Source organism: Streptomyces cinereospinus, assembly GCF_042430725.1.
Taxonomy (GTDB): Bacteria; Actinomycetota; Actinomycetes; order Streptomycetales; family Streptomycetaceae; genus Streptomyces; species Streptomyces cinereospinus.
Map to the genome: position 1 here is coordinate 1 of NZ_JBHMCY010000054.1, position 25,035 is coordinate 25,035.

At 66.5% G+C, this 25,035-nt stretch carries 22 protein-coding genes and 1 pseudogene; 7 read left to right on the plus strand and 16 right to left on the minus strand.

What is annotated here, in order from left to right:
- Positions 1-277: 277 nt before the first annotated feature.
- Complete coding sequence (locus tag ACFF45_RS24650; protein ID WP_381348632.1) at positions 278-793, plus strand: GNAT family N-acetyltransferase; 516 nt, start codon at positions 278-280, stop codon at positions 791-793.
- Positions 794-1,122: 329 nt separating this feature from the next.
- Positions 1,123-1,695: an ATP-binding protein gene (locus ACFF45_RS24655; protein ID WP_381348633.1), complete on the plus strand. Its 573-nt coding sequence runs from the start codon at positions 1,123-1,125 to the stop codon at positions 1,693-1,695.
- 67 nt (positions 1,696-1,762) lie between these two features.
- On the opposite strand, the gene ACFF45_RS24660 is transcribed toward ACFF45_RS24655, so the two are convergent.
- Entirely contained in the window at positions 1,763-2,380 is a 618-nt protein-coding gene (locus tag ACFF45_RS24660; protein WP_381348634.1) for a hypothetical protein, read from the minus strand.
- A gap of 798 nt (positions 2,381-3,178) precedes the next feature.
- Between ACFF45_RS24660 and leuS the strand changes: the two are divergent.
- The 3 genes and pseudogenes from leuS to ACFF45_RS24675 form a co-directional block, all read left to right on the plus strand.
- A pseudogene (leuS, locus tag ACFF45_RS24665) lies at positions 3,179-5,029 on the plus strand (leucine--tRNA ligase); the annotation flags it as partial.
- Positions 5,003-5,632, plus strand: coding sequence for a class I tRNA ligase family protein (locus ACFF45_RS24670; RefSeq protein ID WP_381348676.1), 630 nt, complete (start codon positions 5,003-5,005; stop codon positions 5,630-5,632). The pseudogene leuS and the gene ACFF45_RS24670, both read left to right, overlap by 27 nt.
- Positions 5,633-5,863: 231 nt before the next feature.
- Entirely contained in the window at positions 5,864-6,376 is a 513-nt protein-coding gene (locus ACFF45_RS24675; RefSeq protein ID WP_381348635.1) for a GNAT family N-acetyltransferase, read from the plus strand.
- 88 nt (positions 6,377-6,464) lie between these two features.
- On the opposite strand, the gene ACFF45_RS24680 is transcribed toward ACFF45_RS24675, so the two are convergent.
- The 13 genes from ACFF45_RS24680 to ACFF45_RS24740 form a co-directional block, all read right to left on the minus strand.
- Positions 6,465-7,508, minus strand: a complete 1,044-nt coding sequence (locus tag ACFF45_RS24680; RefSeq protein WP_381348677.1) for a S66 family peptidase — start codon at positions 7,506-7,508, stop codon at positions 6,465-6,467.
- A gap of 205 nt (positions 7,509-7,713) precedes the next feature.
- Complete coding sequence (hisS, locus tag ACFF45_RS24685; RefSeq protein ID WP_381348636.1) at positions 7,714-9,006, minus strand: histidine--tRNA ligase; 1,293 nt, start codon at positions 9,004-9,006, stop codon at positions 7,714-7,716.
- A gap of 180 nt (positions 9,007-9,186) precedes the next feature.
- Positions 9,187-10,254 (minus strand): SAM-dependent methyltransferase, encoded by a 1,068-nt coding sequence (locus tag ACFF45_RS24690; protein ID WP_381348637.1) that lies wholly within the window; start codon positions 10,252-10,254, stop codon positions 9,187-9,189.
- A complete protein-coding gene (locus ACFF45_RS24695; protein WP_381348638.1) occupies positions 10,251-11,198 on the minus strand; it encodes an aminotransferase class IV in 948 nt (315 codons plus the stop codon). Before ACFF45_RS24695 ends, ACFF45_RS24690 begins: the two co-directional genes overlap by 4 nt.
- Positions 11,195-12,721 carry a class I adenylate-forming enzyme family protein gene (locus ACFF45_RS24700; RefSeq protein ID WP_381348639.1) on the minus strand — a complete coding sequence of 509 codons (1,527 nt, stop codon included), beginning with the start codon at positions 12,719-12,721 and terminating at the stop codon, positions 11,195-11,197. Before ACFF45_RS24700 ends, ACFF45_RS24695 begins: the two co-directional genes overlap by 4 nt.
- The gene (locus ACFF45_RS24705) at positions 12,718-13,890 is read right to left on the minus strand and encodes a DapH/DapD/GlmU-related protein (RefSeq protein WP_381348640.1); all 1,173 of its coding nucleotides are present in this window, start codon (positions 13,888-13,890) and stop codon (positions 12,718-12,720) included. Before ACFF45_RS24705 ends, ACFF45_RS24700 begins: the two co-directional genes overlap by 4 nt.
- Positions 13,891-13,906: 16 nt before the next feature.
- Entirely contained in the window at positions 13,907-14,974 is a 1,068-nt protein-coding gene (locus ACFF45_RS24710) for a DegT/DnrJ/EryC1/StrS family aminotransferase (protein ID WP_381348641.1), read from the minus strand.
- On the minus strand, positions 14,971-15,786 hold the full coding sequence (locus ACFF45_RS24715; protein ID WP_381348642.1) for a sugar phosphate isomerase/epimerase family protein: 816 nt from the start codon (positions 15,784-15,786) through the stop codon (positions 14,971-14,973). The genes ACFF45_RS24710 and ACFF45_RS24715 overlap by 4 nt, the downstream gene beginning before the upstream one ends.
- Entirely contained in the window at positions 15,783-16,529 is a 747-nt protein-coding gene (locus ACFF45_RS24720) for a class I SAM-dependent methyltransferase (RefSeq protein ID WP_381348643.1), read from the minus strand. The genes ACFF45_RS24715 and ACFF45_RS24720 overlap by 4 nt, the downstream gene beginning before the upstream one ends.
- Positions 16,516-17,937, minus strand: coding sequence for a pentapeptide repeat-containing protein (locus ACFF45_RS24725; RefSeq protein ID WP_381348644.1), 1,422 nt, complete (start codon positions 17,935-17,937; stop codon positions 16,516-16,518). The genes ACFF45_RS24720 and ACFF45_RS24725 overlap by 14 nt, the downstream gene beginning before the upstream one ends.
- Before the next feature lie 50 nt (positions 17,938-17,987).
- Entirely contained in the window at positions 17,988-18,692 is a 705-nt protein-coding gene (locus ACFF45_RS24730) for a PIG-L deacetylase family protein (protein WP_381348645.1), read from the minus strand.
- On the minus strand, positions 18,689-20,044 hold the full coding sequence (locus ACFF45_RS24735) for a UDP binding domain-containing protein (protein ID WP_381348646.1): 1,356 nt from the start codon (positions 20,042-20,044) through the stop codon (positions 18,689-18,691). The genes ACFF45_RS24730 and ACFF45_RS24735 overlap by 4 nt, the downstream gene beginning before the upstream one ends.
- The gene (locus tag ACFF45_RS24740; RefSeq protein WP_381348647.1) at positions 20,041-21,312 is read right to left on the minus strand and encodes an ATP phosphoribosyltransferase regulatory subunit; all 1,272 of its coding nucleotides are present in this window, start codon (positions 21,310-21,312) and stop codon (positions 20,041-20,043) included. The genes ACFF45_RS24735 and ACFF45_RS24740 overlap by 4 nt, the downstream gene beginning before the upstream one ends.
- A 559-nt stretch (positions 21,313-21,871) precedes the next feature.
- Between ACFF45_RS24740 and ACFF45_RS24745 the strand changes: the two genes are divergently transcribed.
- Both ACFF45_RS24745 and ACFF45_RS24750 read left to right on the plus strand, forming a co-directional pair.
- Entirely contained in the window at positions 21,872-22,909 is a 1,038-nt protein-coding gene (locus ACFF45_RS24745) for an AAA family ATPase (protein ID WP_381348648.1), read from the plus strand.
- Positions 22,909-23,463, plus strand: coding sequence for a nucleoside/nucleotide kinase family protein (locus tag ACFF45_RS24750; RefSeq protein WP_381348649.1), 555 nt, complete (start codon positions 22,909-22,911; stop codon positions 23,461-23,463). The genes ACFF45_RS24745 and ACFF45_RS24750 overlap by 1 nt, the downstream gene beginning before the upstream one ends.
- Here the strand turns inward: ACFF45_RS24750 and ACFF45_RS24755 are convergent.
- The gene (locus tag ACFF45_RS24755; protein ID WP_381348650.1) at positions 23,447-24,316 is read right to left on the minus strand and encodes a DUF1932 domain-containing protein; all 870 of its coding nucleotides are present in this window, start codon (positions 24,314-24,316) and stop codon (positions 23,447-23,449) included. The genes ACFF45_RS24750 and ACFF45_RS24755 overlap by 17 nt on opposite strands.
- Entirely contained in the window at positions 24,313-24,981 is a 669-nt protein-coding gene (locus ACFF45_RS24760) for an HAD family hydrolase (protein ID WP_381348651.1), read from the minus strand. The genes ACFF45_RS24755 and ACFF45_RS24760 overlap by 4 nt, the downstream gene beginning before the upstream one ends.
- Positions 24,982-25,035: the final 54 nt, after the last annotated feature.

Here is a 25,035-nt window from a genome sequence, read left to right on the forward strand (position 1 = left end):
GTGCCAGTCATCCGGACGCATGCCCCATGATCCCGCGTGCTATTGGCGTCCGCCCATGATTTTCCGCTTGGGCGAGGGGGCGCCTGCACGCACGGAGAATGGCAGTAGCGGACCGCGTCGGAGCCGTGCTGGACTAGCAGGTCGGCGACCACCGAACTGCCCGCCGCGGGTCCTCGGCATCCATATCACCAGCGCCGTCAAATGGCAGCGAGCCGCAGCCGGGACTGGGACGCCTACGCGGCCGAGATCAGCCACCGGACTGATAAGGAAGTAGCTCATGGACATCCGACAATGCCGGAAAGAAGATCTTGACCTCCTGGAGAGGAACATGCCCTCGCCCGGGCGGACGCGACGCCACGCGATGCGGTTCGAAAAACAACAGCAAGGTCTGAGTACCTTCCTGGTCGCCTGGTTCGACGGAATCCCCGTCGGAACGGCGCAGATTCTGTGGCAAGGATGCGAAGCGCCCGAAGTGCGCGAGCGTTTCTCCGAGTGCCCTGAGTTGAACGGTCTGGGAGTCTGGCCGCCGCAGCTGCGGTCCCAGGGCATTGGGACGGCCATCATCCGCGCAGCGGAAACCGAGGCCCACCGCAGCGGTCACGACCGGATAGGTTTGGGCGTGGACGACCAGAACCTCCGCGCAGCCTCGCTCTACCTTCGACTCGGTTACCAGGAAACCGACTGCCGCTACCTCGACCGTTACCACTATCTCGATGACAACGGTTTGCGACACGAGGTTGCCGACGCTTGCCGGTTCTTGATCAAGCAGCTCACCGGCCGCCAGCCAACCTGACCCCAACCAGGCAGGCACAACAGGAATATAGGTGTCCGCAAGAACATCTCGGAGCTGCTCAAGGCGCCCTTGGGCATATTGGATACCGCGAGCGAAGTCGTGACCGGTGGCGGGGAGGGTCTGATGTGAGGCGTGAAGGGGTACGGTTTACCGCGAAGTGCATCTTCCGGTGACTTCGGTGTCAACAAAAGTCGACCGGCGTACCATAACTCGCCGAAGGGTCAAGGCGTCTTGACCGGAGTGCCTACGGACAGACTGTCCTCACACAGCTCTTGTCGGGTGGAAGGCTTCTTCTTCACTGAGGCCACTACCAAGGTGAGGATGTCGTCATGGCGAGTCGCAGTCCCGAACGTCCGACATACGGATTCACGGTTGCGGCTGCTGTCGACGCTGTCCCGGCCGCACGCCGCCACGTTGTTTCGCTAGCCCAGGACCTGGGGCTTCCGCTGTCGGACCAGACACTGGAGACCGTCGAACTGCTGGCTGGAGAGGTGATCGCCAACGCTGTCCTGTACACAGACGCTCCGTGCGACGTCTCTGTGACGCGGGCCGACGAACGGCTTCGTGTCGAGGTCACGGACACGGACGCATCGTTGCCGAGCGCTGTTGAGGCCGGGCCGAATGACGAGAGCGGTCGGGGCCTCCTGCTCGTGAACGCCTTGGCGGACGCCTGGGGGACGCAACCGGAACCCCCGGGCAAGACGACATGGTTCGAGATCACGCCGGAGCCCTCGACCGCCCGCTTGGGCAACAATTCCGCGGATGCACCGCCCTCACCTCATACAGGTGACGCTGCCATGCGACGAACTGAGTGCCAGAGCCGCATGGCGGTATCGGCGACCACCGCCCGTCGCACAGGCACGCTCGCGACAGCTTCTCCCGTCCACGGGTGGGTTTCTTGATTGCCACCGCCACCACACGCTCCGTATCCTGCTGGGCAACGCGTTGACGGAGACGAGTAGCCACGGATCACGCGAGCAGAGAGAGCCGCCGGCAGCTGGGAAGGCGGTCTCGCGCCCCGAGGTGAAGACCCTCCTGAGCGTGGGGAGGAACGACCCCGTCTGGTGGTCCAATGCCCCGCCGGCCGGCACAGTCCGGGGTCACCCGGTCCTGCGCCGGAGCGGTCAGGAAGTATCTGATCGCGGCACGGGGCGCGTTGACACTGACTGACGCCTGACCATAGGGGCAGCGTCGTATGTAACCGTCGGTGGACACGTATGCGGTCGCCGAGCGGCACGACCACCGCTCGCCCCCAGCCGGGGGAAGCTGCAGGTACCGCAGCTCATCGAGGTAGGCCCGGTACCCTCCGGACAGGTTGAAAAAGCGGCCAAGCCGGTCGGCGTCGAGGTGCTGCTGCAACAGATAGTCCTGGACCGATTTGCCCTCGCGGCGCAGGGCGCGCTCGTCGAGGACGACGGGGCTGAACTGAATCTCCACGTCCGCCTCGGACACGAGGTGGGCCAGCTCCTGGCACTCGCCGTCGCTCAGGCCCCAGCAGGTGACGTGCAGGATCTTCGTCCCGGTACTGATGGCGCGCAGCGTGTCGATACCTGAGGCCGCTGTACGGGTCGTGCGTCCCAGCAGCATCGCGCCTGCAGGTTAGACGATCCAGCACGACGGGCGAAGCGGCCCTCTTGCAGACGCAGCGGTGTCCGTGGCATTGGCCAGCCACCAGAGTTCGGGATCACGCCGAAGGATCACGTTCGCCGACGTCACGCTGCCTGCTCCCTTTTCGCCTGCGCGTGGGGTCCACCGAGCACGAGATCTGGCGCGTACCTGCCGCGAGTGTCGGCGGCGCCTGAATCGTGGTGCTGGGTCACTTTTCAGCCGTCGCCGACACTGCAAGCTTCCGAAAGAGGGATTGTGATTGCTGTCTGGCCGTCGCCCGCCCTATCCTCATCGCATCGCGCGAGCCGAGCCGAGTAGCTACGGGAGCCAACAATGCAGGTGGGTGAAAGCGTCGCCTTCCGCGACACGCTGACTCACCGCTGCTACGGCATCCAGGCCACTCCGCGTTCCGCGCACCTCGGTCTCCTTGCTCAGGCGCGACTTCCCCAGCGGGTCGCGTCCTCTGCGGTGACGGTGCCTGAGGTCAGCACCGGCTTGGGCCTTCGATTGCAGGCTGCTGCGCGACTATCTGCCTGACTTAGGGTCAGCAGGCCGCAGGCTCGTTCTTCATCGAGCAGGACGCCTGCTGTCTCCTCATCGCTGACTGCGACGGAGCCGGAACGGCTCAGCGGCCATCCGGTACGCCGACCTTATGTCGTCGCCAGCGGTCCTCTCTGTCTCAACACCGTCCCAGCCCCGTCGCCGTAGCCCGGCCACGGCCAGTCCGGCGGGGCTCGATCATCTCTCACGAGGAAACCCATGACCCAGGACGTCTCCATGCCGCACTTCGACCCTTACTCGATCGAGGCGCGATGGCAGCGACTGTGGCGGGATGAGCGCGCGTGGGAGGTAACGAACGCGCACGCGTTTCGCGCCAGCCAGAGGGCGTACGTGCTGGAGATGCTCCCCTACACCAGCGGTGAGCCGCATGTGGGGCACCTGAAGAACTACGCGGTCGGTGACGCGGTCGCGCACTTCCTGCGGCGGCAGGGCTACTACGTGCTGCATCCCATGGGGTACGACGCCTTCGGACTGCCGGCGGAGAACCACGCGATCCGTACCGGCAGGCATCCCCGGGATTCCACGGACGAGTCGATCGCGTCCTTCAGGGAGCAGTTCCAGCGGTGAGGTATCTCGATCGACTGGAGCCGAGAGCTCAGTACCCACTCTCCGGAGTACTACCGCTGGACGCAGTGGATCTTTCTGCAGCTGTTCAAGGCCGGTCTGGCGTACCGTAAGCGGTCGGCGGTCAACTGGTGCCCCTCGGATGCGACGGTGCTGGCGAACGAGCAGGTCGTGGACGGGCGCTGCGAGAGGTGCGGCACGCTCGTGGAGCTGAAGCAGCTCGAGCAGTGGTTCTTCCGCATCACCGGCTATGCCGAGCAGCTCCTGGAGGGGCTGGACGATGTCGACTGGCCGGCGCATGTGAAGACCATGCAGCGGGCGTGGATCGGCCGCTCCGAAGGTGCCACTGTCGCCTTCGGGTGTGCCGAGGTCGAGCACTCCCTGGAGGTGTTCACCACCCGGCCGGACACCCTGTACGGGGCTACTTTCCTGGCGCTGTCCCCGGAGCACCCGGATCTGGAGCAGCTGATCGCCGGAACGCCGCAGGAGGAAGCGGTGCGTGCGTACGTCAACGCTGCCCGCAGGGCCGGGCATGGTGAGCGTGGGAGTGACCAACGGCCGAAGACCGGCGTGTACACGGGCCGGCAGGTGATCCATCCGCTGAGCGGGCAGCAGCTCCCGATCGTGGTGGCCGACTACGTGCTGATGGAGTACGGCACCGGCGCCATCATGGGGGTGCCCGCCCACGATGAGCGCGACTTCGCGTTCGCCCGCGCGCTCGGTCTGCCGATCCAGCCGGTCATCGCCGGGGAGGGCGGGAGCGTGACAGAGCTGCCGTACACCGCCGAGGGAATCACCATTAACTCCGGTGAGTACGACGGTGTTTCAAGCCGGGATGCAGCCGCGCGCATCACAACAGCACTCGCCCAGAGCGGCCAGGGCCAGGCGGTCGTCAGCTACAAGCTGCGCGACTGGCTGGTGTCGCGGCAACGCTACTGGGGGTGCCCCATCCCCATCGTGTACTGCGACAGCTGCGGCCCGGTGGCCGTACCCGAAGAACAACTGCCTATCGTGCTGCCGGATATTGACGACTTCGCGCCGAAGGGCAAGTCGCCGCTGGCCGCAGCCGGGGACTGGGTGTCCGCGAAGTGCCCGGGCTGTGGCGCTCCAGGACGCCGGGAGACGGACACGATGGACACCTTCGTCGACTCCTCCTGGTACTTCCTGCGCTACTGCGATCCCTCCAATGGCAGCGCGCCGTGGAGCGAGGAGGCGATGCGGGCTTGGATGCCGGTTGACCAGTACATCGGTGGGGTCGAGCACGCCATCCTGCACCTGCTCTATTCGAGGTTTCTGTGCAAGGCCCTGGCTGACCTCGGATACCTGCCGGTGCGAGAGCCGTTCCGGAAGCTCTTCACGCAGGGGATGATCACCAAGGACGGGGCGAAGATGTCCAAGTCCAAGGGCAACGTCGTCTCCCCGCGGACGATTGTCGACACCTACGGCGCGGACACGGCCCGCTGCTACGTGCTGTTCATGGGGCCGCCGGAGCAGGGCGCGAACTGGTCCGACGAGGGCCTGGAGGGCGTACACCGCTTCTTCAAGCGGATCTGGCGGCACACCGAGGAGATCACCAGCACCACCAATGACGTGATCGGAACCGCAGCCTCCGACGAGCGGGATCTGGCGCTGCGCCAGCGCACGGCATGGACCATCACCAAGGTCACCGAAGACCTGTCGGAGCGGTTCGCGTTCAACACGGCGATCGCGGCCCTGATGGCGCTGTCCAACGACATCAGCAAGGCCCTGCACGACGGCATCGGCAGGCAGGCCGCGACCGAAGCGGTCAGCACGCTGGCGTCCCTCCTGCTGCCGTTCGCCCCGCACATCTCCAGCGAGATCTACCACCGGCTCACCGGCAAGCACGTGTGGGAGGAACCCTGGCCCACAGCGGACCCGGACCTGCTGCGGACGCAGACGGTGGAGCTGATCGTCCAGGTGAACGCGAAGTTCCATGCCCGGATGACCCTGCCGACCGGGACCTCCGACGAGGAGATCCGCCGGGCTGCGCTCGCCATGCCTGCAGTGCGCGAGGCCATCGAAGGACGTCACATCTCCCGGGTGATCGTGGTGCCCGGCCGCCTTGTGAACTTCGTGGTCGCCTAGGTCCGCTCGGTGTGCACCTCACCGTGGAGCCCGGGAACCCGTGGGGCGCACACCGAGCAGCGCAGCGACAACTTCGGTCTCTGAGTGACAGGGCGGTCCAGGCTATCCCCGGGCCGGCACCGACCCCTACCGGCTCGCGAGCACCAGGGTGCGAACGGAGCAGCCCGCCAGAGTCGGCTGATGTCTGTCTGGGCGGCCTGAGACGATGGGTGATCGACGAGGATCGTTGCCATGACCTACGTGATCGAATCCGCTCGTCCGGACGATTCTGCGCGGTTGGGGCCGTTGCTGCTGAGGGCTTGGCTGCAGACATACCCCAACCCGGAGGTCGGGATCGACGAGGACTGGATCCGTGAGCATCGTGGTTCGTCAGCCACCGCCGAAGGCGTCACCCAGTGGCGGGAGTTCATCGAGGAAGCGAACCAGCAACCGGACCTGCTGTTCTGCCGTGTTGTCCGTTCCGCAACTGAGATCGTCGGCGTTCTCTGTGGGCGCCGCGGCGAGGTGGTCACCCTCGGACCGATGTATTTGCTGAACCACGTCCAGGACCAGGGACTCGGTGGAGGCATGATGACCGAGTTCCTCACCTGGGCCGGAGCCGCACCCATATGCCTATGGGTCACTGACTACAACGACAGCGCGGTCCGCTTCTACCAGCGCTACGGATTCGAGATCACGGGCGAGCGAGAGCTTTGGCAAGGAAGGCTGCCCAACCTACGTATGACCCGCGAGGCCGCATCCTAGGAATGCCCGGTTGCTGAAGCCCATGCCCGATGTGCACCGTAGTAGCCGTCATGCAGCGCGCCGGCCGGCCGTCGCGGTTGGCCGGTCCTCAGTACGTTACGAAGACCCTGCGCTCTGGCCCGTCTACCCGGATAGTCCCCCCGCAGGGGATTACGAGCTGAGGGTCTGTGTGGCCAAGGTCGACGTCGAACACCGCCACCGCCTGAGGTGCGTACTCTGCCAGGGCTCGCAGCACGGCCTCTCGCTGTGCTTGGCGAAACTGCGTCTTCTGGCCAGCGTCCAACGTGCGATGGCGGGACCACGTTTTCGGACGGCCCATCAACAAGGCGGAAAATTGTTCGAGTAGACCTCGCTCCCCCATGCTGCGCATGATCACATAGACTTCCTCGGCGCTCGGCATCGAATCCCCGGTTTCCAGGAACAGCACCCCACCGGAGTACACCTCGACCGGTTGCACTGCCAGGTCCGCCATCAGGAGCCAAGACACGATCTCCAGGTCTCCTCCCCAGCCGGCGCCTTCCACTACCCGATTCGCGTTGTGCCAGATCCAGCCCTCGGCTGGCTCCATCTGCGGTTCGACTTCGAAGGTCCTTGGATCGTGCCAGGAGCCGAGGACCTCGCCAAACAGGGGTGCCTGCCGGAGTTCGAACTCGCCGGAGCTAAAGAGTGCCGCTCGCAGGGATTCTGCTGTCATCGGGTGTAATGTGCCGGGCCGGCCGTACTGAGTCATAACCATGCCGCCGTGAAAGCTGACAATGCCTAGGCTGCGCAGGAAGAGCACCAGGTTGGTGTTATCGCTGTAGCCGAAGAATGGCTTCGGGTTGGCGCGGATTAGATCGCGGTCGAGGTAGCGCAGCACTGTGATCTGGTCGGAGCCGCCGACGCTGGCGATGACTGCCTTGACCTGGGGATCAGCGAAGGCCGCGTTGATGTCGGACGCGCGAGCCTGCGGGGATGCTCCCATTGTGCGGGTAGTGGGGTATTCGACGGCCCTGAGTTGGAAGTCTTCCTGAAGCCTTCGCAGTCCCAACTCGTAGGGCAGTGGTACCTCTCCGGGTAGACCCCGAGAGGGTGACACGATCGCGACGCAGTCGCCGGGCTGGGGTTTGGGGGGATAGATCGGGACGGCCACGTCGCCATCGTAGTAAGCCAGTTGCCAGAACCCTGAGAGATCGCTGCTGGGCACGCCGTCACGGGTAGCCCCTGGCTGAGGCACGCGGGACTGCCGACGTTGAAGACGAGAATGGGACCCTGACATTGACCGCTGGACAGCGAAGCGGACGACTGCGGGCGACTGTCCGTCAGCCCGACAGCCGCCCGCGGGTCCAGGTCCTCGGTCAGCGTCCGAGGAGCTTGCTCACCTGTCCGACGACCTCGCTGAGGGTCACCTCGATCTGCTCGCGGGTTGCAAGGTTCCGAACTGCTACGAGTCCGCGCTCCCACTCACTTGGAGCGATGACGACTGCGACCTGAGCCCCGACCTGGTCGGCGCGCACCAGCTCCTTGCTCAGCTTTCGAGGCTCCAGCGGCGTAGACGTGCGGATGCCAGCCCGCCGCAAGTCTCGGGCGACGGATCGACAATCAGGCAGCAAGTCCGCACCGACAGGGATCACCACGGCGTCCACCTCGGCGCGGGGCTCCGGCAGCAGCCCGTGGCCCTCCATGAAGTCGTGGAGTGTCACGTCGCCCATGCCGAACCCAATGCCCGGAATGCTTTGGGTCGTGAAGAGCCCGGCCAGGTCCTCGTACCGGCCGCCGCCGAAGAGCGAGCGGCTGTTCTGGGGGTGCTGGTCGAAGACCTCGAACACGGTTCCGGTGTAGTACTGCAGGCCACGCACGATGAAGGGGTCGAAGGTGACCAGGTCCCGGGAGTCACCGGCCAGGATCTGCGCCAGCATGGACCGGCTGCGGGCTTCCTCGGAGATGTAGTCCAAGACGCCAGTTCCGCTACTCAGGACCTCTTCGAGGAGGTCGAACCTCTTCTCGTCGATCCCAAGGTCCTCGGCGTCGGCGACGAGCTTCTCGCGTGGGTACTTCGCCCATCGGTCGATCAGCGACGATGTCTCCTGCAGCTTGTCGGCAGGGACTTTGACCACGTCGAGGAGGATGCTCTCCAGCAGGACGCGGTCTCCGGCCCGTAGCACCCACATATCCTTGGTGGCACCGATAGCGGCCATCATGTCGTGGATCAGTTCGAAGATCTCGATCTCGCAGCTCACGCTGTCGGACCCGAAGATGTCCACGTTGATCTGCAGGTGCTCGCGCATGCGCCCGCGCTGGGGGCGTTCGTAGCGGTGGCAGATGACGTGGCTGTACCAGCGCACTGGCAACTGAAGTTGCCCGGCGTTGCCAGCGATCATGCGGGCGACCGACGGGGTCATCTCCGGGCGCAGGGCGAGCCGACGACCGCCTCGGTCGGTGAGGGAGTACAGCTGCTGATTGGCAATCTCTTGGCCGGACTTTGCCTCGTAGATCTCTGCCGACTCCAGAATGGGGCCGTCATAGCGGACGAAGCCGTAGCGCTCGATCGCCTCGTAGAGCTGATGGAAGACCTGCTGCCGAACGGACATCTCCGAGGGGAGGAAGTCCCTCGTGCCGCGATACGGGGTTGTCGGCAACAAACGTCCCACCAGGGGTGCCCTTCTACGAGAAGCGAAGCGAAGTCCGCCAAGGAAACAGACGAATCGTCAGCCTAGCAGCGGCGCAGTTACGGTGTGTTGATCTTGCATCGGCCAGGAGAGCCTGCGTTCGTGGCCTGCCGGATCCGGGTTCAGCTCCGGCGGGCCACGAGCGAGCGTGGCTCGGACGTTCTACTCAGTGCCCTCGAGCCCGCGCGGCACCAGGTCGTAGAACGCGAAGCGCGGGCCGGCGTTGCGGCGCGAGTAGACCGCGCGGCACGCGAGGTCGGAGCGCGGGAAGAGGTCGAGCCAACCGTTGTGCCTGCGCGGGAAGCCCTGGAGCGTCAGGATGTGCACCAGGTCCAGGTCGGAGTCGTTGTCCTGCCTGTCGTAGTACAGCTCGGGCTCCCCGAGAATGATTGATTTGAGCCCCCCGCTCCACGCTGCGGCGAAACGGTTCAGGATCTCAATGACCGCATCCTCTCCCTGGCGGAAGTGCTCGTGCAGGACGCCAGCCGCGAAGAGCGCGTCGGCCCGCGTGCAGGCCGCCGGCCAGGTCGCTGCATCGAAGGCGTCGGCGACGTGGAATGACACCCGCTCGGCCACTCCCGCCTCCACGGCGCGCTTGGAGGCTTCCGCGATGGCCCCTTCCGAGATGTCCAGCCCGATGCCGTGGAACTGTTGATCGCGCCGGGCGGCTTCGATGAGGAAGCCGCCGGCCCCGCACCCCAGGTCCAGGGCACAGGTCGCACTACGTCGAGCGAAGGCTTCGAGCACCACATCGATGTGGTAGAGATCGAACAGGATGTTGCAGCTGCGTCCCAGCGCCGCGCCGTCGCGCTGGATGTCACGCCCGTAGTGGGCGGTTCCCCTCAGAAGGTCCTCGATGCGCTGCGTCACCGGGCCGTAGGCCTCGATGTAGAAGCTCAACTGCGCGAGAGCAGTGTCACTCAACAGTGCGGCGCCGGCCTCGGTCGGGGCGTATCCGCCCTCGACGCGCCGGGTGTATCCGGCGGTGGAGAGCCAGCGGAGCAGCTTCTCGCCGAAGTAGGGGTCGAGAGTGCCGAGGAGGTCGCCGAGGTCCGTGCGGCCCTCTCGCAGCCGCTGGAGCACTCCGGTGCGCATGAGTGCCGCCAGGACGACGGCCTTGTGGTAGCCATCCAGGATCTCCGGCATGTCGGACTGCCGGTAGGCGCTCCATGCCTGTTCGGTGTGCTCGTCTTGGAGCTCGACACTGCGGTGGTCGTAGCGGGTGATCACGATGCTGCTCCTCCTGTGTTGAGTGATGAGGGGTGGCACGGGGTGAGCCAGTCGCCACAGGCGGGGTCAAGGCCCCGGACGACCTTTTGATAGCGACTGGCAAGCTGGTCGGCGGCCGGGCTGGTGCCGTTCCCGATGGCCTTGTGCTCGACGGAGCGCACGGCGCGGATCTCCGCACCTGTCCCCGTGAGGAACAGCTCGTCGGCGCCGAGGACCTCGTCCAGTCGGAGCGACCGCTCCGTCACCCGTAAACCGGCCGCGGGGGCCAGGGAGAAGACGCTCGATCGCGTGATCCCCGGCAGGGCGCCCTGGGGCAGTCCCGGACTGATCAGCTCGTCTCCGATGCGGACGAAAAGATTGGCTCCGGTTGACTCCACGACGTGGCCGGCCTCGTCGAGGAGCAGCGCATCGTCGTAGCCCCGTCGGACCGCGTCGGCCTTCGCGAGCATGAGCGGGCCGTAGCTTCCGTTGGCTTTCGCGCCGGGCGGCAGGATCGCCGGGCCGGGCCTGCGCCACGGACTGATCGTCAGCTGAAGATCGCCTGCTTGCAGGAGGCCACCCCAGGCGGTGACCAGGACTATCGCCCGCGCGGTGCCGACCGTCGGGTCGTTCCCAACGCCGCCTGCGTGTAGATGGATGACCGGGCGTACGTAGCAGGCGTCATGTCCGCTGGCGCGTACGGTCTCCACGACCGCGCGCCGAAGGTCCTCCTCGGTCCAGGGGATCACGTCCAGCGGAGGATAGAGGCGGGCCGAGGCGAACAGGCGGCTGATGTGCTCGGCGAGCCGGAAGGCGCTTGGGCCACGGGGAGTCGGGTAGACCCGGATGCCTTCGAACACGCCGTAGCCGTAGTGAAAGCTGGGCGACCAGGCTTCAGGGCGAGCCGCAGCCTCGTCCTGGAGTGCTCCGTCGACCCAGGCAACGGCGCCTGCTCCGCCGGTCATGAGGCCGTCCCGGTTTGCTGCAGGACCCAGCTACTGAGCTCCGCACGGTCGATCTTTCCCGTGGATCCGGTGGGCAGGCTCTCCCGGACGTACAGCACATCGGGCACCTTGTACCGCTCGACCCGTTCGAACATCCACCGAATCAGTTCCTCCGGCGTGGGCTCGTCCCCTGGCGTCGGGGCGACGACGGCGCAGAGCCGCTCCCCCAGCAACGGGTCCGGGACCCCGCAGGAAAAGGCGTCGACCACCTGGGGGTGCTGCTCCAGGACGGCCTCCACCTCGGCGGGAGCGATCTTGTTCGCCCCCTTGACGACCACGGCAGTGCCGCGGCCCAGGACTGAGATGCGGCCTCCCTTTCGAACTTCCACCTGATCCCCTGTGCGGAAGAAGCCGTCCTCCACCGCAGCGCCGGTCAGTTCTGGTTGCCCGAGGTAGCCGCGCAGGACGCCTGCGCTGGACACCGCGAGAACGCCGGTGTCGCCGACTGCGGCGGCCCGATCCGGAGCATCCACGTACCAGCGCACCCCGCTCAGGGCCCGGCCCACGGTGTCTGGATGCGCGTCGTAGTCGGCGGCGGGCAGGATGAAGTCGGGGGCGCTGGTCTCGGTCAGCCCGTAGATGATGGAGATCCCGCTGTGGGGCAGAAGTGTGCGGTAGCGGTCGCCGGTCTGCGGGGGAAGCAGTTCGCCGCCCACGACCACCTGCTGGGGCGAGCGTGTCCGCACCAGCGGGTCGCGTACGGGTTGGTTTTCCAGTAGCGGCAGGATCTGCCTGAGCATGGTGGGGACCACCGCGACGCGCGAGACCGGTTCGTCCGCCAGCGCTTCGCAGAGTCCGCTGGGGGTGAACTTGTCCAGCAGCCGGACCGAGCCACCCGTACCGAGAGTCAGCAGGATGTCCCACTGGCAGAAGAGGAAGCTCGTCCGGAGCACCGCGAGAGCCTGGTCGCCAGGCTGATAGGCCAATGCCTCTTGGACCATGGCCAGTTTGGCCAGGATTCCGGTGTGGCCGAGGACCACGCCCTTGGGGATCCCGGTCGAACCAGAGGTGAAGATGACCAGTGCGGCCCCGGAAAGCAGCGGGTCACGTTCGCCATCCTGTACGGACAACACCCGGAGCCCACCGGGCACGGCCTCCCCCAGTTTCCTCAGATCGTCGCGGGAGCGCTCGATCTCGCCCAGACTCACCGCCGCGGCACCGGTACGGTCCACTGCGCTGATGACCACCGGAGCCGGCACGGAGGCATCCAGAGGGACCGCGCAGCGTCCGGACCTCCAGACGGCGAAGAGGCGCACCAGGCTGTCGACGCTGTTGTCCATGAGGACGAGCACTGGCCCGTCGTTGGCTCCGGCGCTGCCGTGGATCAGCTGGGCCGCCTCTTCGACAGCCGTGTGGAGTCGGCTGTACGTCATGCGCGCCCCGCCGTCCGTGAGCGCGAGTCGTTCCGCGTGCTTGGCGCAAGTGAGCACCAGATAGTCGCTCAGGTCCTGCGCGTCGGTCGGCGGCGCTGCCTGGGACGTCATGCCTGCCCTCCGGAGGTCGTCGGCGTGATGGCCTGCTGCAGCCGCTGGAAGGGCAGCGGCGTGATGCTGTTGAAGGTCCGGGTGTCCCCGCAGGGCATCGTCCGGCGGCGCAGGTGGTCCCTCAGGTCTTCGACCAGGTCGTCCGTCGGGCCCAGGAGCAGCCCGCGCCTCAGGACGAAGACCGGCGGGCCGTCAACGGAGGTCTGTGGTTCCCCGTCGAGGGCGACCACGATTCGGCCTTCGGCCGCGCTGTCGAGGCCCGTGGCCTGTGCAGCGTCCTGCCACAGCTCGACCACCCTGGTGCACCCGGGAAGGTGCACGCTCCAACGGTCGTCCGACGAGTCGGTTTTCATGCCCTTCCAGTCGAGCTCCCGCTGCCAGGCGGCCAGGGCTTGGCGGACCTCGTGCATGGCCTGGTCATCCGTGAGCGGCGGCTGGTCGAAGAGCGCCTTCTCGCGGGCCGGCACGCCTGCCAGGAGTCGGCGGGGCGGGAAACTCTTGGCGACGACGGCTCCAGCGGCGACGATGCAGCTGTCGCCGATGTCCGCGCCGGGCATGATGGAGCAGTGGTAGCCGAGCCACACCTTGTTCCCGATGCGCACGCCGTCGAAGGCGGTGCTGTAACCGTCGAGGACGCTGTGGGCGAAGTGGTAGCCGTGGGTCCAGATGCTGACGTACTGGCCCGAACCGACGTTCGAGCCGATGTCGATCAGGCAGTTGGCGTTGAGGATGTTGTGGGGGCCCACGGTGACGCGATCTCCGATGCGCACGGTGGCCGTGGATTCGAGGGTGCCACCGCCTCCAACTGTGCTGTGCGGGCCTACGTAGAGGAGTCGGCCCGCGTCGAAGGCGCGGGCGACGATATCGACGCCGGTACAGATGCGAGCGGCTGGCCCGGTGCTGAAGCTGTCGGCGCAGAGGACCCGTACGCCGGCGGCGATCTCACTGTTGTCGCCGATGCTGACGTGGCCGGCGCGCAGGTCGGCCCCCGCGCCGAGGTGGACGTCGCGGCCCAGGTGGATGCGGTCGCCCACAAGCCGGACGCCGTCGTCGAGTCGTACGCCTGGTTCGATCGTCAGCTCGTGGGCGTGCACGACCACATCCCGTCCCGCTGTGCAGTCTGCGGGCAGATGCGCGCGGGGAATGGCGGAGTCGATGAGCAGGGGCATGCGAACCTCCTTGGAGTCAGTCAGCAGGCAGCTGTGCCAGCAAGTCGCAGACGCGCCGGACATCGGCGTCGGACATGGCCGGATACAGCGGCAGGGAGAGAGTTCGGGCCACAATGGCTTCAGCTGCAGGGAAGTGCTCGGGGCCGAACCCGAGTTCTCGATGCAGTAGTTCATGGCGCTGTGTCAATCGACTCGCGTCGACCTCGTGCTTGTGGAAGAAGCCGAGGAGGCGCTCGCGTTCCTTTTCGTCGGCGCACCGCAGAACGAACCGGTAAACGAGTCGGCCGGAGTCGGGCAAGTCCGCCGGCGAGAGTGCCTCGGGGCAGGCCGCGAGGTACTGGTTGGTGATCCACGCCCGACGTTCCCGTACTTGGGCGAGCCGCGAGAGCTGTGAGCGAGCCAGCGCCGCGTGCAGGTCGGACAAGGTGAGGGTCATCCGGGGCCAGCGGCTGCTGCGAAAGCTCGCCTGGGTGTAGGAGGCGATCTGTTCGGAGATCTCGGGGTCTGCGCTCCAGCACAGTCCTCCGGTCGCTCCCGTGAAGACCTTCGTGGCGTAGAGCGAGGACACCGCGATGCGCCCGAAGGTCCCGTGTTCACCGTGCGGACCCCTGCTCCCGAACGAATGGCAGCAGTCCTCGACGAGGTTGGGGCAGATCTCAGCCAGGTCGGGCAGAGCTGCGGTCGCACCGTAGGTATGCACTACGAAGGCGGCGTACGGCTTCCCTATCCGGTCGGAAGCGTCCTGCAACGACCTTGGAGACATGGTCAGTCCGTCAGGCTCAACATCGACGACGAGCGGGCGGCAGCCGGCCAGGCGTACGGCGTCGAGCAAGGCCACGCAGGAATAGGTGGGTACGGCGATGAGAGCGCCAGCTGGTGCGTCCAGGCCAACGAGTGCGAGGAACAAGGCGAGCGTGCCCGAGGTCGTGGCGACAGCATGGCCTGCGCCGAAGTACGCGACCAGGTCCTCCTCCAGGCGTCGGCGTTCGGGCCCTGGGGCAATCCAGCCGGACTGGAGCACTCGGTCTACGGCGGCTCGGTCAGCCGTGGTGACCAAGGGCGCATTGTGATCGATCCAGGTCACTGCTCATCCCTTCTCGGGGACAGGCGCTCAGTCGGCTCGCGTAGCCACTCAAGGAGGCGCCGGTCAGGATGGCCGTGCCCTGCATCGTGTTCCAGGACAACTGCTGCCGGACGACAAGTCCGCAGGACATGGGCTACTACGTCGTACGGAACCTGCGGGTGCGTGCCGCTGTCCCGGGCCGGGTACGGCCGGTGCCCAGAACCCGCCCGATCATTGTCGTAAAGGTGCACGGACCTGATGCGGGGGCCGAGTACGTCCGCGAAGGATTGCACCGCCTCAGGGCCGCCCAACTGGTGTGCGTGGCCGATGTCCAGGCACAGATCCAGGTCGGGCCACTGATCGAGGAACCGCAGGTACTGCTCGGCGCTCGCACAGTGAGGGTTGTTGGTCATGTTCTCGATCAGGACCGGGACCTGGAAGAGCTGGGTGAGCCGGGTAGCCTCCGCGAGAAACGCTGCGGCGAAGTCTTCGAACTCCTCAACGGGGAAGGGCGGATATGGCGTCGGGAAGTGGGCCACGACGTGCTGCGCCCCAAGATCTGCTGCGCACCTGACCGTGGATTCAAGGGCAGCGATCGCCGCAGCGGCCTCCTGTGGGTCGGGCCCCGTAGGGCAGTAGCGGGGCATCAGCTGCGGGTGGGGAGTCGGGGTGTGCAGCGCCGGCCTGATGTCGTGCTCGGCGCAGAACTTCAGGATCCGGGGCAGCGCTTCAACCGGATAGGTGTAGAACTCCACGAGGTCCGGCTTGTACTCCAGCAGCGCCTCCAGGTCCGACTTGACCTGCAACACGCTGGTCGAGACGCCGAGCATCATGTGCTCCCTCCGCGCGCCCACCGAGCGATCTCAAGGACGGCGTGTTGATGGATGAGTTGACTTCCGTTGATCAGCCGCTGCTGTCCGTCGACCTCGGTGGACCAGGAGTGCAGCGGGTCCTCGGACCAGCGCGACACCGTTCGGGGCGGTGCCAACGCTGTCCAGCGCCACCAAAGTCCCCGCTCTCGCAGGCCCGCTTCGACGGTCCGCCGCGACCACAGGGTCCAGCCGCTCTGCCATTCCCCGGGCGTGCCTGGGCCCGAGCGGCGTACCCGCACAAGGGTGTCCACGTCCTCAGGGTTGAACAGCCCGAAGACCACCAGCCGGACCTGCGGTGTGCCCGCTCTGAGCGCACCGTCCAGCCAGATCAGCGGTTCGTCGAAGATCGAGTGGACGCCGAGCAAGGTGACGATGTCCTGGTTTCGCGGCAGCGTCGCCGGGTCGAGAACATTTCCAACGCGCAGGTCCATGCCCGGCTGGAGCTCGCGGGCGTACTCCACGACCTGCGGCAGCACGTCGATGCCCGTGCACCGCAGCTGCGGCCAGCGCGAGCGGAGTTGCTGAAGGAATCCGCCCAGCGAGCAGCCGATGTCCAGCAGCGACGCGGAAGGATTCGCATCCAGGAAGGGGCCGAGCACATCGATGACGCCCGTGAAGTGCGGCTTGTCGAGGGCCCGGTCGGGCTCGCCGAGGCAGTTGAGGTCGATACTGCGAGAGCCGGGGGGCAGCTCAGGTCGAGCCATGCTGCTCACCTCGCAGGACACCTTTGAAGGCGGTCAAGTAGGTACGCAGGGCCGCCGTGTCCGGCGAGTCCGTGGCGTTGAGTGCCTCCTTGAGTCCGGCGCACCGGTCGGCGAAGAACGGCGGCTTGATGCCCGCGAGCTTGGTGCGGAGGCACGTCACCTTCACCCAGGTGGATTGGAAGAGCGCGGCTCCGGTCAGGTCAGCGTCCGTCAGGTCCGACTGGCTGAACCGGCTGTACGCCGCGTTGACCTCGCGTAGGTTCGCGTTGCTGAGGTCGGCCGCGATGTATGCCTGGACCAGGATCGCGCCGGCGAGTGAGGCATCGGTCATACACATGCCGCGGGGCGGGTCACCGGTGATCATCGCTCGGTAGAGGTTGCTCTGCGCGAGATCGGCACCGCGCATGTCCACGTCCCGGAAAACGGCGCAGCGGCCGGTGAATCCACCCATCCGGGCCCGCTGGAGCTGCGATTCGACCACGTGCAGGTTCTCGGCCTGGGCGTTTCCCAAGTCGGCCTCGGTCAGGCAGGTCCTGTGCACGGAGGCGGCGACGAGGCTGGCCGAGGAGAGCTTGGCACGTGTGAGGTCGCTGTCGCGCAGCCTGAGCCCGGGAAGAGCGGCTGTGCTCAGGTCGATGCCGGACAGGCTGCAGTGCCCGATGTCTGCGTCGGGCGCGTGGAGGTCACGCGCGACCACGGTGTCGCCGCGAAGACCGTCGAGGCGCAGGCGCGGCAGTCTCGCTCCACTGAGGTCGAGGCCGTCGCAGTTCGTGGCTCGTTGGATGACGACACCGGTCCCGGTCATCCCGTTGAGCCGGGTTCCGGCCATGTCGCTCTTGGTCATGGTCAGTTGATCGGCGACGGCGTTGTCGAAGGCGGTCTTGCGCAGGACGGATTCGTTGATGCTCGCGCCCTGCAGGTTGGCGGCCTTGAGATCGGAACCTTCCAGGTCGCACTGGTAGAAGGTGGTGCCGGCCAGGTGGCCGTTCGGCAAGGCGGTGCCTCGCATGGAGCAGCCGTGGAAGAGGCTGCCGGTGGCGTCTCGCAGATTGCTGAGGTCGGCGTTGTCGAAGACGGAGGTCTGTGCGGCGAGGGCGTGGACGTAAGCGTCGCGCATGCTGGCGCCGGTCAGGTCGGTGCGTTCCATTCCCGGGCAGATCATGGTGACCCGGTCCAGGAGCGCCCTGCGCAGTGAGGTGCCGTGCAGCGTGGCGCGGTTGAGGACGGCACCAGTCAGGTCGGCGTCCGCGAGGTCCAGGTTGGCGAGGTGTGCCTCGGCGAGCTGGAGTCCCCGTCCGGTGTTGTGCAGGAGATCTGCGGTAAGAGCTGCGATCTTCTTGAGGACGGGTTCGCGGTCTTCGGCGGCGTCCAGAGCGGTCAGGAGGCTCACATGCGTGGCGTTGGCCATCGGAATTCCCCTCTGTCGGTACGTGCGAGTCGGGTTGGTCCGCTGTCTGCTCAGCCCTGGGGCAGCGCTGCTCCCAGTCCGTGCTGGCGTTCCAAGGCGAAGGCTTCGGCGTACTCGGTGCCACTGAGCTGGCCGTGAAAGCGGTCGGCGAGTTGGACGACGGCACCGTCCACGGGCCGGAAGCCCGGTCGAGGGCGGGTGAATGGTTCGAGGGCTTCGGCCTTGCGCTTGAACTGGTCGGTGATGTCGACGAACACGGTGGGGCAGAACTGCGAGGTGGCGATCGTTCGAGGCTCGGCGGGGCGAAGAGAGAACAGATCCGCCCGGTGGTTGCGCAGAGCTGCGGCGACGGCTCGTCCAGTCAGGGCATGGTCGACATGCCCGTCGCCGCGCCAGTGGGTGAGCACCGTCTGCGGAGCTATCTCTGTCATCAGCCGGTCGAGGGTGGCAACGAGGGCCACCTCCCCGTAGTCGGAGACCTGGAGCGCGGGCTCCCCGCGGGGCCAGCGAAGCTCGTAGCCGAGGAGTCCGGCGGCTCGTTCGGTGTCCGCGATTCGCTGTTCCGCGCTGGGGCCGGTCTCCGCGAGAGAGAGCACCGCCGTGACGACCCGCACGCCCGCGTCACTGAGGCGAGCGATCGTCCCCCCGGCAGCGATCTCGGCGTCGTCCGCGTGAGCGACGACAACCATGACGGTACGGCGCGATGTGTCCATCCCGGCCCGCGTACCGATGGGCAGGTCCTCGTCTGCACTCATCGGGCCGACCCCGAAGCTGACGATCCGCTGACCGGGGTCGGAGTGCCCACTTCCACGTAGCGGACCCGGGTGCCGGCAAATGCTCCGCGAAGTCGGCCGAGGCTGTCGATCACAGTCGGCGGGTCAGCAAGGGCCGACAGGCGCTCGGGTAGATCCGCGTACGCCGCATGCGGGGTGGCGATGACGAGTGTCCGTACCGATGCCAGGTCTTCCGGCCAGCTCAGCGCACTCGCGCCCTCCCCGCGGGCAACGACTTCTTCCGCTGAGAGAAAGGGGTCGTGAAGTCGGACGTCCGCCCCGCGGGCAGACAGTGCTGCCGCGAGGGCGAGAGTCGGCGAACCCTGGGGCACGTGAACGTCCGGTGCGTAGCTGATGCCGAGAATGCCGACGGGACCGTCGAACTTGCTGGTCAGCCACTGGGCAACCCTGCCGGGGTGAGTGGCGTCCCATTCGAGCGCGCTGTCCACAAGGGGCAACTGCCCCTCGCCGAGGAGTCCGTCGCCGGCGTAGTGCGGGCTGAGCGGTATGCAGTAGCCACCGATTCCGATCGAGGGATGGAGGGCAGGGACGTTCCACTTGGTCCCGGCCAGCCGGAACACCTCGGCCATGTCCAGATCCGGATAGGCCGTTGCGAGCTGGTTGGTCAACACCAGGTCCACATAGCGGTAGAGGTTCTCAACCGACTTGGACAGGGCCGCGCGGGTCCAGTCGCCGGCCACGTGCACCACGTCGCTGACGGTCCCATACAGATCGGTGACCAAGGCCTGGGATGCCGCTCTCTGGGTGCCGACCACCCGGGGCAGGCTGCGCAGGTTCATCTCCGGGTCCAGCAGCCAGTCTCTGCGCGGGGCCGTTGCGAGATGGATCCCAGCTTCCACCAGCCCGGTCGCACCCGTGAGCAGCGGAAGCACCAGCTCCAACCAGCGCACGCTCACCGTGCTCTCGATGCTGACCAACAGCTCCTTGTCCGCCCGGTGCGCGGAGCCGATGGCTTTGAGTACGACTTCGAGGGGATCCCGGAACGCCTTCCCGCCGCGATCAGTGTTGACGCAGATGAGGTGGATCTGGGCTTCGAGCGCCTCCGTGTCGTCCGGCGCAACCGCGCGGAGCCGGCCGTCCCGGAGTGTTCGCGGGTCCAGGTGGATCTTGTCCTCGAAGCCAGGCAGCGGCACCGTACCAGCGTTTATGCAGCGGACCCGGTAGGCGTTCACGTCCACGATCGTGCAGCGGAAGCCTTCTTGGGCGAAGGCAGCGGCTGCCGAGAGCCCGATGAATCCGGCTCCCCAGACAGTGATCCGAGCCGACCTGTCACCGATGCTTTGATGGAGGGGGGAGGAGCTGGTGGCCATCATGCCTGCTTCCTTTCGGGACGTCGGGGAGCCACCACATGGCCTGTCAGCCGATCGGCGAGAGATGTCCTGACCGGGACCTGCCGCGTGCGGCCGACGACGGCCGTGTTCTGTAGGGTCAGTGAGCCATTGGCTTGCTCGCGTTCGCCGACGAGGGCGAACCAGACCAGCTCGTCACGGGGCATGCGCTTGAGCTCGCGGCCGAGACGTCCGGGACGCCAGTGTTCGATCACCTGCATGCCGCAGGCGCGGAGCTCACTCGCTGCCGCGAGGAAAAAGTCGAGGTCAGCGGAGCCGTGGACCTTCAGCAGGTGGACTTGCTGCATAGAACTCTCGGGCACCAGCTCAGCGAGTAACTCGACCGAGACGGCGGTGCTCCAACAGGTCTGTATGTCTTCCCGCAGGCCGTGGACGACTTGGTGGTAACCGCCACCATCCCCGAGCATTCGGCCGTCCGAGTCGTGCACGGTGAAGCTCAGCCCAGCGCCGTATTCGGTTGCGCGTGGCCATTTCATGGAGAAGGCGGTGGCAGCGCCCAGCCCTCCTGCCGTGCGGAGCACTTGGCGTACATGGCTGGTCCGGGATCGCAGCAGTGGTTCGGCACGGTCGATCGCCGATAAGGACTGCTCCGCGTCAGAGTCCTCACAAAGCGCGACAAGCTCCTGGTACCGCCGTAGGAAGCCCATCGCGCGCTGGTCGGCGACCGGTTGCTCTTTACGGACTTGGTGCAGGACAGTCCGCGCCTGCACCAGTGAGAGCCCTTCGTCCTCCGCTAGCGTGTCGATCATGTCGAAGTCGCAGTAGCGGAAGCCTGCGCCCGGAGCGCGGCCACCCAGGAGAGCGGTCCAGAGACGAAGGAGGGTCAGGTCCGCGCCGACTTCGTCCTGTTCGTTGCACAGGACAGCGACAGCCTGTGTCCAGCCTCGGCGGCGCTTGTGTCGATACCGTGCCACGGGGACGCAGGCGGCGGCCCGAACAGGCTGACCGTGCCGTAACTCCCCGGACCCTGCGATCGCCCGCAGCACTGCGACCAGAGAGTCCGCAGTCAGGGCGAGTTCTCTTCCGCCCAGGTCTGCGAAGCTGAAGATCCGCCCCGTTGCCGCCGTACCGAACTGCTCGAACGTCGCCGCATAGCCAACCGGCGACACTTGCACCGGGATGAATCCGAAGCTACTGGCCGCCGAACGGAACTCCGCCTCCGCCCGGAAGATCCCTGCTGCCATAGGCCCCACGTCGTCGGCAAATCCTCTGGGGGTTGCCCATGCGTCCACGTTGGTAGCACCTCCTTGGGCGTCGGTGGTCTTGTTTCGGGGCCTCGCGCCGCCCCGTGGCTCTCAACATCCGCAGGCTTCACAAGCCGTACTCCGGCAGCCCGGCTCCATGGCGGGAGTTGGCCGACCATCTCCCGGTCTCCAGACCATTCCACTGTCGGGCTCGTCTGAGCGGACAGGCTGTCCGTAGGCTTTCTATGTAAGGGACTTGACGGATCATCAGTGAAATGCAAGGCCCAACGGGGCGAGTCGGCTTCCGCGTTCAGGTAGGACGGAAATCTTCGAGACAAGGGAGAGCCGGAGGCGGCTTCGGTCATCAACGCACCGCGACTGGGTGACCATCGGGAGGCTCCGTCCGCTCGTGGGTTTCTTGTCCGGTGACTTCGGTTGCGCCTCACGGAGGATGTTGGGGCCCCCGTTCTGTCGGGAACCATGAGACCGGCTGTGGCGTGCCCGGAGTATCACGCACAGTTATCGAAGCTGCTCATCGCGCAGCCACACGGTTTTTCAACATCCGCTTACACATGCGTTCATGAGGGGCAGACTTAGCCTCGCGAACATGGCGAACCTGGAAGAGGCGGTAGGGGACGTGGGTAAGGTCCGCGCGGGATGGCGGCCGGAGAAACTACGGGAGCAGCGCGAAGCGCATGGGCTGACGCTGGAAGGTGCTGGAGAGAGGCTGCGAGAGGTGGCGGGAGCCGCCGGACTGACGGTTCCAGCCGCGAACTTCCAGACCCTGTGGCAACACGAACAAGGTGAGGTCTTCCCCGGCCCGCACTACCGGCGCGCGTACTGCCTGCTCTATCGGGCCACCGAGCCTGAGCTCGGATTCCGGCGCGGGCTGCCAGGCGAAGAGACCCGGATGCAGCTCACCCCGTCCAGCGAACCGCACAACGGTGCTCATGTCCTGGCCGTTGAGCGCGCCTTGCTGCAGATCGCGCCGGTCGGCGGAGACGCTGACGGCACCAAGCTGCAGCAGCGCATCCTCGACGCGTGGAAACGCCGGCATACCGGTGGCGACCCGAACCGGCCCACGTTGGTCATGGTCGGCGGCTACGCGGGCAGCGGGAAGTCGGAGTTCGCGCGGTTCCTCTCCCAGCTCACCGGCTGGCCCGTGCTCGACAAGGACCCGATCACCCGGCCGCTGGTGGAACGCCTGCTCATCGCCCTGGGCAGTGATCCCAACGACCGGCATACCGCGCTGTACCGCGAGCAGGTACGACCGCTGGAGTACCAGTGCCTGTTGGAAGCCGCGTACGCCAATGTGGACTGCTCGATCAGTACCGTCCTCACCGCACCATTCATCACCGAATTCGCCGACATTCGCTGGATGCAGCGCTTCGTCAACCGGTGCGAAGCACGAAGTGTCTCGGTCTCGCCGATCTGGATTCAATGCGACATCGACACCATGCACGAGTACATCAGCTTCCGCTCGGCTGCCCGGGATTCCTGGAAGCTCCAGCACTGGGACGACTACGCCGCCACCATCGACCCCGACATGCGCCCCGCCGTACCGCACCTCGCGGTCGACAATCGACTCGGCGCGGCCATATCGCTCACTGACCAGGTCCGTCAGGTCGCCGGGACGGTGTTCTGATGGGCCGCCAAGGCGTCCTCTTGTACGGACCGCCAGCCGCGGGCAAGGACACCGTCACGGCTGCGCTCGCAGCCCTGGATCCGCGCTACGTCCCCTTCGCTCGGCTCAAGATCGGAAGCGGGCGAACCCGGGGATACCGGATGGGCACGCCGGAGCAGTTGAAGGAGATGGAGGCCCTTGGACAGGTCCTCTACCGCAACGACCGGTACGGCAACACGTACGTTGTCGACCAGCTCGGCCTGCGTGATGCCACCGCGGACGGACAGGTCCCTTTGATCCACCTCGGACAGATCGTCGGGCTCCAGACGGTCGCCGACGGATTTCCGGCTCGCTGGTGGCGGGTGCTGCTGTGGTGTCCGCGAGAGATCACCGAGCAGCGGTCAGCGGCACGAGGAGACGGCGATACCCCAGCCCGGCTTGAGGCGTGGGACGCCACGGAGCGCGACCTGGCCGAGCAACCCGGTGCTGTCTGGGACCTGACCGTACACACCGCACTGGTGTCTCCGCAGGAGGCCGCGGCCCAGATTCACGCGCTGGTCAGCGCTCGGGGCTGACCGCCGGCGCAGCGTCACCACGCAGCTGATCGAGGGCGTCGCTGATGCTCAAATCAGCATCCCGTGCACGGTCCCAGCGAGACAGGACGGAGGCCGTGGCGCGCATGAGGTCGTCCGGCAGACCCGCCTCGGCGAGCAATTCGGCAGCCTCTTCCATCTCCGGACCCCAGCGCCATGCGCGGGCGGCGGTCTTCGGGATGTACTCGGTCTCGGCCAGATAGCTTCCGGTGCGCTGACGGGCGATGTCCAGCAGCTCGTCGGCGACTCCGTTGGCGTCCGCCAGGCCATATGCCACAGCGGCCAGGACCCGGGATGCCTTTTGGTAGCTCGTGTAGGCGAGCTTGAGCGACGACGCTTTGCCGATCTCCTCCCCGAGGGGGCAGACCTGTACGTCCGTTGTGGCGAAGAGGCCGGCAAGACGGTCCAGGGCGGCGGAAGGGCCGGAGGCGTAGAGCTTCGGCCGTTTGCCGCCGACCGGCGGCGAGCCGATCACCGTGGCATCGACGACGGTCACTTTCGGCAGCATATGCGCGATGCGACGCACGCGTTGTGGGGCGATGGCGTTCGCCTCGATGAAGATCTTCCCGGCGAAACCGTGATCCGCGATCTGCCGGGCAACGTCTTCAGCCGCAGCAGGAGGACACAGGGAGAGCACGACATCGGCGCGTGCAAGCAGCACAGAGAGATCATCCACAGGTTCCAGCGCGGCTGCCGCCGCCCGCGCGGCGGTGGCGTGACTCCGGCCGTGCGGACTCCACAGCACTGTCGTCCCGCTACGGCGGAGCTGGTCGGCGACCGCTGCCCCCATGCGGCCGGGATGCAGCATTCCCACAGTGATTCCGGCTCGGCTCATGCGGCTCTCCCTACTGGACCGATCGCGACCAGCAGATCGATCGCGGCACGGGCATCCCGTACCTGATGGTCGGGTGGGGGCAGCTCTTCCGGCCAGGATCGGCCGCGGTCGATCCATACGGTCAGGAATCCGGCTTCCCGGGCTCCGGCCATGTCGTTTACGGGGTCGTCCCCGACCACCCACATACCGACACCGTCGTGCGCGCCGCCGCAGCGGCGTACGGCTTCCTGGAACATGGCAACGCCGGGCTTGCGTGCGCCGGTTTCTTCAGAGATGCATACGGCGTCCACACGGTCGAAGATTCCAGTGGCGCGCAGCTTGGCCTGCTGAATGTCTGTGGCTCCATTCGTTGCGACGCCGATCCGCCAGCCGCTGGTACGCAGCTCCTCCAGCCCGGTCAGCACCTCGGGTGGGCAGGCGACTGTGCTTGCGATGTCGGTGCAGTAGCCATTCCATAGCGTGTCGACGGGCTCGGCGATACCGAAGCGGTCGCGTACCTCAGCGAAGTGCGCCGGGGTGGCACGATCCGCGAGCAGCTCATAGAGCCAGGACTTGAACGCGCCAGGGAGACCATGGCGAACCAGGAAGATGGCGACCCAGTCGGCGAGCGTGGATTGCCGGTCGACCAGCGTGTTGTCGAGATCGAAAAGCGCCAGCGGTTGCACGGGACATGACTCTATCCCCGTATCCCGAGGATGCTGATCACCATCCGGGATCTG